This window comes from Duganella callida, from assembly GCF_004614165.1.
Lineage (GTDB): Bacteria > Pseudomonadota > Gammaproteobacteria > Burkholderiales > Burkholderiaceae_D > Rugamonas > Rugamonas callida.
In genome coordinates this window covers 1-11816 of record NZ_SPVG01000148.1, presented here as the reverse complement: position 1 = coordinate 11816, position 11816 = coordinate 1, and the positions used below count along the sequence as shown (strand labels likewise).

The 11816-nt window shown below is 65.9% G+C and carries 10 protein-coding genes; 7 read left to right on the top strand and 3 right to left on the bottom strand.

The genetic code is table 11. From position 1 onward, the window contains the following. Positions 1-809: methyl-accepting chemotaxis protein (locus E4L98_RS14755; protein ID WP_229257400.1), on the top strand; the 809-nt coding region annotated here is incomplete at its 5' end. A gap of 145 nt (positions 810-954) precedes the next feature. Here the strand turns inward: E4L98_RS14755 and E4L98_RS31175 are convergent. Together E4L98_RS31175 and E4L98_RS14745 are read right to left on the bottom strand one after the other, a co-directional pair. Then, positions 955-2499: a methyl-accepting chemotaxis protein gene (locus E4L98_RS31175; protein ID WP_135202315.1), complete on the bottom strand. Its 1545-nt coding sequence runs from the start codon at positions 2497-2499 to the stop codon at positions 955-957. A gap of 12 nt (positions 2500-2511) precedes the next feature. Then, on the bottom strand, positions 2512-3300 hold the full coding sequence (locus tag E4L98_RS14745) for a transporter (RefSeq protein ID WP_135202314.1): 789 nt from the start codon (positions 3298-3300) through the stop codon (positions 2512-2514). A 450-nt stretch (positions 3301-3750) separates the two neighbouring features. Between E4L98_RS14745 and E4L98_RS14740 the strand changes: the two genes are divergently transcribed. The 6 genes from E4L98_RS14740 to E4L98_RS14715 are packed head-to-tail and all read left to right on the top strand — an operon-like array spanning position 3751 to position 11117. Continuing rightward, complete coding sequence (locus tag E4L98_RS14740) at positions 3751-4998, top strand: efflux RND transporter periplasmic adaptor subunit (protein WP_135202313.1); 1248 nt, start codon at positions 3751-3753, stop codon at positions 4996-4998. Positions 4999-5008: 10 nt separating this feature from the next. Further along, positions 5009-5671: an ABC transporter ATP-binding protein gene (locus E4L98_RS14735; RefSeq protein WP_135202312.1), complete on the top strand. Its 663-nt coding sequence runs from the start codon at positions 5009-5011 to the stop codon at positions 5669-5671. A gap of 9 nt (positions 5672-5680) precedes the next feature. Continuing rightward, positions 5681-6919, top strand: a complete 1239-nt coding sequence (locus E4L98_RS14730; protein ID WP_135202311.1) for an ABC transporter permease — start codon at positions 5681-5683, stop codon at positions 6917-6919. Further along, entirely contained in the window at positions 6919-8115 is a 1197-nt protein-coding gene (locus E4L98_RS14725; protein ID WP_135202310.1) for an ABC transporter permease, read from the top strand. Before E4L98_RS14730 ends, E4L98_RS14725 begins: the two co-directional genes overlap by 1 nt. Before the next feature lie 3 nt (positions 8116-8118). Continuing rightward, positions 8119-9795, top strand: a complete 1677-nt coding sequence (locus E4L98_RS14720) for a sigma-54-dependent transcriptional regulator (RefSeq protein ID WP_229257399.1) — start codon at positions 8119-8121, stop codon at positions 9793-9795. Continuing rightward, a complete protein-coding gene (locus tag E4L98_RS14715; RefSeq protein WP_135202309.1) occupies positions 9792-11117 on the top strand; it encodes a sensor histidine kinase in 1326 nt (441 codons plus the stop codon). Before E4L98_RS14720 ends, E4L98_RS14715 begins: the two co-directional genes overlap by 4 nt. A gap of 18 nt (positions 11118-11135) precedes the next feature. Here E4L98_RS14715 and E4L98_RS14710 read toward each other — a convergent pair whose 3' ends face one another. After that, complete coding sequence (locus E4L98_RS14710; protein ID WP_135202308.1) at positions 11136-11651, bottom strand: hypothetical protein; 516 nt, start codon at positions 11649-11651, stop codon at positions 11136-11138. Between the last annotated feature and the right edge of the window lie 165 nt (positions 11652-11816).

Here is an 11816-nt window from a genome sequence, read left to right as displayed (position 1 = left end):
ACCTGTCCTCGCGCACCGAACAGCAGGCCGGTTCGCTGGAGGAGACGGCGTCGTCAATGGAAGAACTGACCGCCACCGTGCGTCAGAATACCGAAAATGCACGCCAGGCCAATACGCTGGCACAGTCGGCCTCCGAGATCGCCCAGCAGGGGGGCGCGGTGGTATCCGACGTGGTGCGCACCATGGACGCGATCAATGCATCGTCGCGCAAGATCGTCGACATCATCAGCGTCATCGACGGCATCGCGTTCCAGACCAACATCCTGGCCTTGAATGCGGCGGTGGAAGCGGCGCGCGCCGGCGAGCAGGGACGCGGTTTCGCCGTGGTGGCATCGGAAGTGCGCACGCTGGCGCAACGCTCCGGCACCGCAGCCAAGGAAATCAAGGCGCTGATCGATGAATCGGTGGCCAAGGTCGGCGCCGGCACCGCGCTGGTGGGCGCGGCCGGCGAAACCATGGACAAAGTCGTGGCCGCCGTCAAATCGGTGACTGACATCATGGGCCAGATCAGCATCGCCAGCAATGAGCAGGAAGCCGGAATCGAACAGATCAACCACGCCGTCGCCGAGATGGATACGGTGACGCAGCAGAACGCGGCCCTGGTCGAGGAAGCGGCCGCCGCGGCCGAAGCCCAGCAGGACCAGGCGCATCATCTCGTGCAACTGGTGGGCGTATTCAAGTTGGCTGCGGACCGCAACGAGCATCGGAGCGCACCGGCGGCCGATACCGCCCCAGCCCGCGGACAGCGCGGCATGCTGCAAGCGGCGCGGACGGCTGCACCAGCGCGCCGTCAACTTGTCGCGGCCTGAGCCAAACACGGCGGCCCCATCCGGCGCCAGCCCGATGCCAGCCGTTTGCGCATCAACAGGCCGCGCGGCATTGCGTGCCGAAAGCATGCTGCTTGCCTGGCAGCGGTTGCAGTGGCCGCGCTCGACGCAGCGTGGCGTTCCGCGCCTAACGCGCCAGTCGGAACACCTTGACCACCTCCGCCAGCCGCGCGGCCTGTTCCTGCAGGGCGCCGGCGGCGGCGGCGGCCTGCTCGACCAGCGCGGCATTCTGCTGGGTCGCGCTGTCGATGCTGCCGATGGCCTGATTCATCTGATCGATGCCCATCTCCTGCTCGCGGCTGGCGGTCGCGATCTCGCCGACGATGACGGTCACCCGCTCGATGCTGGAAACGATCTCCTCCATCGTGCCGCCGGCCTGCCCCACCAGCGCGCTGCCCTCGCCCACCTGCGCGGCCGACGCCTCGATCAGTTGCCGCACCTCCTTGGCCGCCGCATCGGCGCGCTGCGCCAGACCGCGCACCTCGGACGCCACCACCGCAAAACCGCGCCCCTGCTCGCCCGCGCGCGCCGCCTCCACTGCCGCGTTCAGGGCCAGGATATTGGTCTGGAACGCAATTCCCTCGATCACCGCGATGATGTCGACGATCTTCTGCGATGATGCGGTGATGCCCCCCATGGTCTGCACCACTTGCGCCATCACCGCGCCGCCGCGCGTGGCCACCTGCGCGGCGGACGACGCCAGCTGATTCGCCTCACCGGCATTGCTGGCGTTCTGCCTGACGGCCGAGGTCATCTGCTCCATCGACGACGCCGTCTCCTCCAGCGAACTGGCTTGCGACTCCGTGCGCGCCGACAGATCCATGTTGCCCGAGGCGATTTCGCCGGATGCGGTGGCGATCGCATCGGCGCCGTCGCGCACCTGGCTGACGATGCGGTGCAGGCTGACGTTCATGTCGGCCAGCGCGCGCTTGAGCTGACCGGTTTCGGTGCCGTCCTCGGCCGCCACCTCGATCTGCGACGACAGATCGCCGCGCGCCACGCGCGCGGCAAACCCGACCGCCTCGTCGAGCGGCTGCACGATGGCGCGCGCCATCATCTGGCCCGCCAGCAACGACACCACCACCGCCAGCACCGCCGCGCCGACGATGTGCACACGCGACTTGACCACCGCTTCGTCGCCGCGCTGCTTACTTTGATCGGAATCATGCTCGATCAGATCGCTCAGCCGGGCCATGCTTTTTTCCAGCACATGGAAGCTGTCCATGAACGCGGCGAATTTCGCTTGCGCCGCCGCCGGATCGTTCAGCGACAGTTCCACCATCTCTTGCGCGCTTTGCAGATAGCGGTCCACGTCGGGCTTGACCTGCGCCATGGCGCTGCGCACCTCGGGGCCCGTGTCGGCCGCGTCCATGTCCTTGATCAGCTTGCGGAACAGGGCGATGTGTTCGGCGGTGTCCTCGCGCACGGCCTTGATGCCGGCAGCGTCGTTCTTGTCGGCGGCCAGACGCGCGGCCAGCACGTCGGCGCGCAGGGCGTCGTGGGCCTGGTCGGCCTGCAATTGATCCTTGATGGCGCTGCTGTTGGCGCTGATCGCATCCATCGAGACATCGAGCACGTGCACCGCGTAGTAGCCTACCAGACCAACCAGTAGCACGAACACCAGTGTGGCCAGGTTAATCAACAACAAGCGCTGCCTGATCGTGAATCGCATGGTGTCTCCAGCTTAGAATTTGGCCGAAAAGCCGACCGTCCAGCTCCAGTCCGGTGTGTTCCGGTTCAGCCCGCGTGACAGCGCGGTGTCGATCTGCAGCGTCTTGGTCAGCAAATAGGACGCGCCGATATCGAAGCTGCCCTGCGTGCCGCCGTGGCGGCTGCGGGCGATCTGTGGCGCCGCGTATTCGATGAAAGTGCGGCAGGCCTCGGTCCAGTTCTTGCCGAGTACGATGCCGAAGATGCCGCTGGTGTAGCGCTCGCCGTTGTCGTCGTACTGCCAGGCGATGCCGGGCATCACGCCCAGGCCCATCTCGTCGGGCAGCTCCCATTCGGCCGCCAGGCGCAGCGAGCCGCCGGTGCCGGCCGCGCGGAAGGCGCGCGAACCGCTGTCCAGGTCGACGTGCGCGAGGATGCCCATGGAGGGACGATTGCCCTCGGCATCGGCCACATGCCATTTCAGGCCCAGCGCAGTGTCGGCATAACCGTTGTCGGTCTGACGCGCGCCGCTGGCCAGGTCGGTGACGACGCTACGCATGCGGCCGTCGGTTTCGATGCGAAATTCCAGCTGTTCGCCGATGCCGAAGCGCAACAGCGTCGGGGTGGAATACGTCCGCTCCCGGATGCCGTCCACCTTGTTGCGCTCCAGCGCCAGGCTGGTTTCGATCTGAAAGCGGCCCTTGCCGACGACATTGCTGGACTCCACAAAATCGGGCCGATCGGTGACGATTTCGTCGCCCTCTTCGGCCGCCTGGGCCAGCAAGGGCAAGGCGAGCAACAAGGCATTCCATCGGGTCTGCATGTTTCCTCCGCGTGAGGGTGCGCGATGGACATTACCCTAACACATTGGTATGAATCAACCGTTGGAAAATCCCCACAGCAGGCGACCGCGGCCGCCACGCCATCGCCTGCAAGCGATGTCAGCGAAGATTGAGATAAGCGAGAACAGCGATTGCATGGCACGTAGCATGCCCCGGCACTTAAGGCAATGGCGATTCGGCTTACCGCCAACAACGGCAATAGTGCAATGGGCACGAAAACAGGGATGGCGATGTGAACGAGCAGCCATGCGAAAAACTGGAGTGATTCCATGATGACTCCTTTTAGCAAGGGTGTCCGTTTCCGGACGGTGGTGGGCGGAGGCGGGCAACGGCAGGTTGGCGCGCGGACGGGCTTTTCAGCCTACTGCTTTGATTTATATGGTTTTGTCCTTTTATCAAACGCGTGGCACGGCGCTTGCACTAGTGGCGGCATGGATACCTTCATCAGCCCCGACATCGTCAAACGCCGCCGGCGCCGCACCGCGCTGGCGGTGGCCGCCGTGCTGGCCACCTTGTGCCTCACCGCCTGGGGCATCAACCGTGCCGTCAGCCCCAGCGTCGACGCCAGCGGCGTCAGCATTGCGACGGTCCACCCGGGCAGCATCGCCAACACCATCAACGCCTCCGGCATCGTGATCCCGGTCCATGAGGAACTGGTGTCCAGCCCGATCCAGACGCGCGTCGCCAAGGTCCATGCCAAGCTGGGCCAGCAGGTCGGCCAGGGCGAACTGCTGCTGGAACTGGATGACCGCACCATCGTGCTGGCCATCGATTCGATCAAGGAACAACTGGCGCAACAGGAAAACCGCATCCTCGCGCTGACGCTGGAGCTGGAGCAGAAACGCAAGCAGCTGGCCAGCGCCATCGAACTGCTGGAACTGGACCTGGAAGCCACCCGCGTGCGCCTCGGCCGGTATCAGACGTTGCGCAAGGCCGGCGGCGTCTCGGCCGAGGATTTGCTGACCGCCGAACTCAACGTCAAGCGCAACGAAATCCAGCTGCGCCAGCACAAGGAACAGATCGCCGACAACCAGCGCGTCACCAACAGCAATATCGAAGGGGCGCGGCTGCAAAAGAGCATCCTGCAAAAGCAGCTGCAGGGACAGCAGCAACTGCTGGCGCAAACCCAGGTGCGCGCGCCCTTCGCCGGCATGCTGACCTGGCTGCTGGCCGACGAAGGCGCCAGCGTCGCCACCGGCCAGCTGGTGGCCAAGGTTTCCGAGCTCGATAACTACAAGGTCGAAGCCTCGCTGTCCGACTTCCATGCGCGCGCGCTCAGCGCCGGCCAGCAGGTGCTGGTCGAACAGGGCAATGTCAGACTCCAGGGTGAAGTGCAGACCGTGCTGCCGGAAATCCAGAACGGCACCGTCAAACTGCTGGTGATGCTGCGCCAACCGCACCACGCCATGCTGCGCAACAAGCTGCGGGTGGAAGTCAACATCGTCACCGAACAAAAGCAGCACACCTTGCTGGCCGACTACGGCCCCGCCTTCAACGGCCGCGGCCCGCAGGATATCTTCGTGGTGCGCGACGGCGTCGCCCGCAAGACCACACTGAACATCGGCGCCAGCGATGGCAAGTCCGTGGAAATCCTGTCCGGCGCGCGCGCCGGCGAGCAAGTCATCATTTCAGACACCAGCCGCTACAAGGACCGCGACAGCGTCCGCGTGGCCCAATAGAGGAGCACACATGATACGCCTGAATAAAGTCAGCAAAACCTACCAGACCGACAAGGTCGAAACCCTGGCGCTGAAGGACATCGACCTGCATATCGAAAAATCCGAATTCGTCAGCATCATGGGGCCCAGCGGCTGCGGCAAGAGCACGCTGCTGAACCTGATCGGCCTGCTGGACCAGCCGGGCACCGGCTCGATACACGTCGCCGGCACGCCGGTGGCTTCGTACAAGGACAAGCATGTGGCCAGGCTGCGCAATCAGACCTTCGGCTTCATTTTCCAGAGCTTCCACCTGATTAACGACCTGCGCGTGATCGACAACGTCGAACTGCCGCTGTTGTACCGCAACGTTTCGAACAAGAAGCGCCAGCGGCTGGCGCGCGAGGCGCTGGAAAAAGTCGGCCTCGGCGCGCGCATGGACCATTATCCCAACCAGCTGTCCGGCGGCCAGCAGCAGCGGGTGGCGATCGCGCGCGCCATCGTCGGCCAGCCGCAGGTCCTGCTGGCCGACGAACCCACCGGCAACCTCGACAGCAAGATGGGCCAGGAAGTGATGGACATCCTGCACCAGCTGCACGGCGAAGGCAGCACCATCGTCATGGTCACCCACAACGAGCAGGAAGCCCGCCAGGCCGGCCGCATCGTGCGCGTGTTCGACGGCCAGCTGGTCGCCTGAGGAGTCCGCATGTTCAGAAATTACCTGCTGACGGCGTGGAAAGTCTTCATGCGCCGCAAGCTGTTCACGGCCATCAACCTGCTGTGCATCGTGCTGACGCTGGTGGTGCTGATGGTGGTCACCGCGCTGCTGGAAAACACCTTCTACCCCTCCGGCGTCGAGGGCCGCAGCGACCGTTACGTGCAAATGGTGATGTTCCGCTCGTCGCACACGGACAAGCCGGGGCGGCGCAGCGGCACGCTGGGCTATAAAGTGGTCGACCAATATCTGAAGCCGCTGAGACACGCGGAAGTGGTGTCGGCCAGCGGCCTGCCGCTGACCGTGTCGGTGTACCAGACCGATCGCGTCAGCCGCCTGCTGATGCGCCATACCGACGCCGAATACTGGCAAATCCTCGACTTCCAGCTGCTCCAAGGCAGGCTGTACAACAAGGACGACGTGGCGCAGGGACGCCCGGTGGCGGTGCTCAACCAGTCCACCGCGCGCAAGCTGTTTCCCGGCCAGCCTTATCTGGGCCAGAAATTCAGCGCCATCGGCCAGGACTTCACGGTGATCGGCGTGGTGCGCGACGAGCTGCAGGTCAATGCCTATGCCGACATCTGGGTGCCCGTCACCAGCCAGCCGTCCAGCGATTACCGCAACCAGATGTTCGGCGCCTACAGCGCCATCATGATGGCGCGCTCGCCGGCGGAATTGCCGGCGCTGCAGCGCGAAATCATCGATGCCGCCAAGCGCGTGCAGTACGACGATCCCGGCCGCTTCAACCGGACCCAGTTCTGGGGCGACTCCAAGCTGGCCCTGTTCGCGCGCACACTGCTCAGCAGCGAGGCCGACGATGGCGGCGCCCCGACGCTGCTGTCCATCATCATCACGCTGATGCTGTTGTTCATGACGCTGCCGGCGCTGAACCTGATCAACCTGAACATGGGCCGCATCATGGAGCGCAGCAGCGAGATCGGCGTGCGCAAGGCCTTCGGCGCCACCAGCCGCCAGCTGGTGACGCAATTGATTTTGGAAAATGTACTGCTGTGCCTGATCGGCGGCGCTATCGGTCTGGTCTGCGCCAGCGGCGTGCTGTGGTGGATGGAAAGCTGGAGCGTGCTGCCCTATCTGCAAGTCCATCTGAACCTGGCCATCTTCGGCTACGGCCTGCTGATCACGCTGGTGTTCGGCGTGCTGTCGGGCGTCATCCCGGCCTGGAAAATGTCGCGCATGGCGCCGGTCCACGCACTGAAAGGAAGCGCATAATGCTGCGTCATCTGCTGAAACTGATCTGGAAACGCAAGGGCCGCAACATGATGCTGAGCCTGGAAATCCTGCTGGCCTTCATGGTGGTGTTCGCGATTGCCGCCTTCGGCCTGCGCTACTGGCAGCTGTACCAGCTGCCGGTCGGCCACAACTGGCGCGCACAGTGGGCGGTCGGCATGCAGTCGCCCACCATGCAGTTGCCGAACGATGCGGCGCTGTACGACAACATCAGGCGCAGCCTGCTGGCCATGCCGGAAGTCGAGTCGGTCGCCTTCAGCGCCTTCGCCACCTACGATATGACACGCTGGACCGAGGACTATACGCTGCCCGATGGCAGCGCCAAGCTGACCATCGACGGCATGGCGGTTTCCGACGATTACTTTGCCACCATGGACATGCGGCTGGCCGCCGGCCGCTTTTTCTCCGCCATCGACGACGGCGCCGACGCGGTGCCGGTGGTCATCAACCGCAAGCTGGCGGAGTATTGGTTCCTCGGCAAAAATCCGGTCGGCCAGCTGTTCCTGCTGCCGCGCGAGAAGGAGGCGCCGGTGCGCTACCGCGTGGTCGGCGTGGTCGAGCAGTTCCGTTCGCATGGGGAGTACGCCGACCCGGTGTATTTCATGCTGCAGCGCTGGGTGCCCGGCGTCGGCAAGGAGGCGGCCGACTTCATCATGCTGAAGATGAAGCCGGGCACGCCGCGCGTGTTCGAGGCCAGGCTCAGCGCGCGGCTGAAACAGGTGCGCGGCGACTGGACCTATCTGGTCTGGCCACTGAGCGATGCGCGCGAGAGCATGCTGCGCACGCAGATGCTGCCGCTGCTGATCCTGTCGGTGATCGCCGCCTTCCTGCTGGTGATGGTGGCGTTCGGCCTGTTCGGCGTGTTGTGGCAAAACACCACCCAGCGCATCCCGGAAATCGGCCTGCGCCGCGCGCTGGGGGCGGATGCCGGCCATATCTACCGCCAGATCGCCGCCGAGCAGATGCTGCTGAGCAGCGGCGCCATGCTGATCGCGCTGGTCTTGCTGGTGCAACTGCCGTTGACCGGCGTGCTCGGCGACAGTCTGAACTGGCCGGTGTTCGTCGGCGCCGTGGCGCTATCGGCCGGTGTGATCTATCTGCTATCCTTGCTGTGTTCGCTCTATCCCGGCTGGCGCGCCGCGCGTCTGAGCCCGACACAAGCGCTGCACTACGAATAAGACATGGAATTGAACCGCAAGCAACGCATCTTAATTGTCGATGACGACAGCGCGGTGCAGGTGTCGCTGGCCCTGCTGCTCAAGCAGGCCGGCTACGACACGCTGTGCGCCGACGATCCGCGCCAGGCGCTGGCGCTGCTGGCACAGCAAGCGGTCGACCTGGTGCTGCAGGACATGAACTTCTCGCTGCAAACCAGCGGCGAGGAAGGCCTGCGGCTGCTGGCCGACATCCGTGCCGCCCGGCCGGCGCTGCCGGTGCTGCTGATGACGGCCTGGGGCTCGATCGCGCTGGCCGTGCGCGGCATGCAGGCCGGCGCCGCCAACTTCTTCACCAAGCCGTGGGACAACACCCAGCTGGCCGAGCTGATCCGCACCACCCTCGACGCCGCCGCACCGGCCGAGCGCGGCACGCGCCAGGCGCTCGACGCGCAATTCGATTTTCGCGGCATCGTCGGCGAGCATCCGCGCCTGCTGAAAGTGCTGAGCACCATAGGCCAGGTCGCCAACACGCGGGCGCCGGTGCTGATCCTCGGCGAAAGCGGCTGCGGCAAGGAACTGATCGCCGACGCCATCCACCGCAACAGCAGCCGCGCCGGCCAGCCCATCGTCAAGATCAACATGGGCGCCATCACGCCCACGCTGTTCGAAAGCGAAATGTTCGGCCACGTGCGCGGTGCCTTCACCGACGCCAGGACCGACCGCAAAGGCCACATCGCCAGCGCCCACCACGGCACCCTGTTCCTCGACGAGATCGGCGAACTGAACCGCGCCGACCAGGTCAAGCTGCTGCGCGTGCTGCAGGACCAGACCTACCAGCCGGTCGGCGCCAGCCGCAGCGAACAGGCCGACGTGCGCGTGGTCTCGGCCACCAATCGGGAGCTGGCGGAACTGGTGGCCGCCGGCGAATTCCGCGAAGACCTGTTCTACCGGCTCAACCTGATCACCATCCGGCTGCCGCCGTTGCGCGAACGGCGCAGCGACATTCCGCTGCTGGCGCGCCACATCATCGCCGAGGTGGCGGCCGGCTATGGACTGCCGGCGGCCAGCATCGCGCCGCAAGCGCTGGAGTGGCTGAGCGCGCAGCCGTGGCCGGGCAACATCCGCCAGCTGAAGCAGACCCTGGAACGCACCCTGCTGCTGGTCGGTCGCAACGAACTGCGGCAAGCCGATTTCGTCGAACAACACGAGCATGGCGGCGCGGCAGGCAAGGCCCGCCTGGGCGTCGACGGCATGACGCTGGAGCAGGTCGAGCGGCACATGATCGTGCACGCGCTGGAGCAGCACCAGGGCAACATCTCGCGCGTGGCGAAGACGCTGGGCCTGAGCCGCACCGCGCTGTACCGCCGCCTCGAACGCCACGGCCTCGGCAGCGCGCCCGACGCCGGCAGCGACGGCAACCTGGCCCATGCCGGCGCCGGCGCCCGCATGGGCGCCCGCAGTAACACCGGCAACGGCGCGCGGATGGACGGTCATCGTGATGGCGGCGACGGCGCACGGATGAGCGACCCTCGTGACAGCGGCGACGGCGCACGGATGAGCGGCCCTCGTGACAGCGGCGACGGCGCACGGTTGAGCGGCCCTCGTGACAGCGGCGACGAGGCACGGACCCGCACCAGCGGTGGTTCCCGCCGCGGCGACCGCGTGCGCGCGGACAACGCGTCAGGCGGCCACCGCGTATGAGTCTGCGCCAGCGCCTGTACGCCTACCTGATCGCCACGCACCTGCTGTTCCTGGCGGTCGCCATCCTGCTATTCCGGACCGAGCCGCTGCTGATGCTGGGACTGGAAGCCGCACTGGCGCTCAGCCTGATCCTCGGCCTGCGCCTGATCCGCCGCGCGCTGGCGCCACTGGATTACACGCGCCATTTTCACGACCTGCTGCAGGACCAGCACTACGCGGCGCGCCTGCAAGACACCGATGACCGCGAACTGAACGAACTGGTCCAGCTGTTCAACACCATGCTGGGCGCGCTGTACCAGGAGCGCCTGCAGATCGGCGAACAGCAAGGCTTCCTCGACCGGCTGCTGGAAGCCACGCCCAGCGCTGTCATCGTCTTCGACTTCGACGGCCGCGTCAGCCTGCTCAACGCCAGCGCCCAGGCCCTGCCCGGCCTGGGCGACGCCAGGGGCAAACTGCTGAGCGCCTGTCTGCCTGCCGAGGCGGAACACAGCCTGCTGGCGCAGCTCGATGCGCTGCCACTGGGCGACAGCCAGCTGCTGACCGATGCCGACGGCCGCCGCTACCGCGGCCAGCGCGGCCAGTTCTACGATCGCGGCTTCGCCCGTCATTTTCTGCTGGTGGACGAATTGACCGAAGAACTGGAAAGCTCGGAAAAAGCCACCTACGAAAAGCTGATCCGCGTCCTGGCGCACGAGGTCAACAACACCGTCGCCGCCACCGGCTCGGTGCTCGACTCGCTGCTGTACTACCGCGACCAGCTCGACGCGCGCGACAGCGACGACTTCAGCACCGCCATCGTCGCGGTACAGCGCCGCAACGCCAGCCTGGGCGAATTCATCGAACGCTTCACGCGCGTGGTCAAGATGCCCGCGCCGGAACGGCGGCCGCACGCCATCGGCGACATCATGGACGACATCCTCTACCTGTACCGCGAGCCCTGCCGCAGCCGCGGCATCGACATCGCCTGGCAGCGCCGCGACGACGTGGCGCCGGTCGCGCTGGACCGCCAGCTGATGGAACAGGCCCTGCTCAACGTGGTCAAGAACGCGATGGAAGCCGTGGAGATGGCGGGCGGCGCCGACCGCCGCATCGCCTTCGAACTGGTGCGCGAAGCGCGGCGGCTGCGGCTATCGGTGATCGACAGCGGCAACCTGCTGGGTGCGGTGCCGGCGCATCAGCTGTTCACGCCATTCTTCACCACCAAAAAAGGCGGCCAGGGCATCGGCCTGCTGTTCGTGCGTGAAGTCCTCAATCGCCACGGCTACGCCTACCGCCTGGCCGCCACCGGCAACGCCACCACCAGCTTCGACATCTGGTTTTAAGGTCGCTGACCCCGGTGGTTATTGCACGCGCTGGACTTTGGGGTTGCGGTGGGCGCCGTCGATGTCGAGGAAGATCGCGCCCAGCAGGCCGCGCTTGACGGTGACTTTCGGGTCGACCAGTTCAACCACGTCTTCGGTGTCGTCTACCACTTTCCACACCTGGCCATTGGCGAGGCGGATGCGCTGGCCGCGCACCCAGCCGTCAAAGTGGCCGGGGATGGTGGTCTCGATTGATTGCAGGCGCATCGATTTCAGCACATCCGGCTCGCGGCCGAACATGGCGGCCAGTTCGTCCTGGGTCGGCGCGGCAACCGTGGTGTAGCCGACAGCCGGCGCGCCCGGTGCGGCAGCACGCGGGACGGCACCCGTGCCGGTTGAAGCGGCCGCGGCGGCCGGCGCCGCCGGGTTGACCGGGATGGCGTTGTAGCAGGCCAGGCGCACCGGACCGTCATCAAGCTGACGGCATTTCAGCAGCGCCGCATCATCGGCCAGCGCGGCCGAGGAAACCAACATCAGGGCATACAGGACTTTCATCGCGACTTCCATAAAGAGTGACAGGCTTCGCGATTATAGACAGAATTAAAACTCTTCCCAATCCCCTTCCTGGCCGGCCGCCGCCGTCGAGGTCAGACGCGGTTGCGGTTTGGCCGGCGCGCGCGCGCGGGACCGTGACGCGGCGGCCGTCAAGGCCGGCCGCGC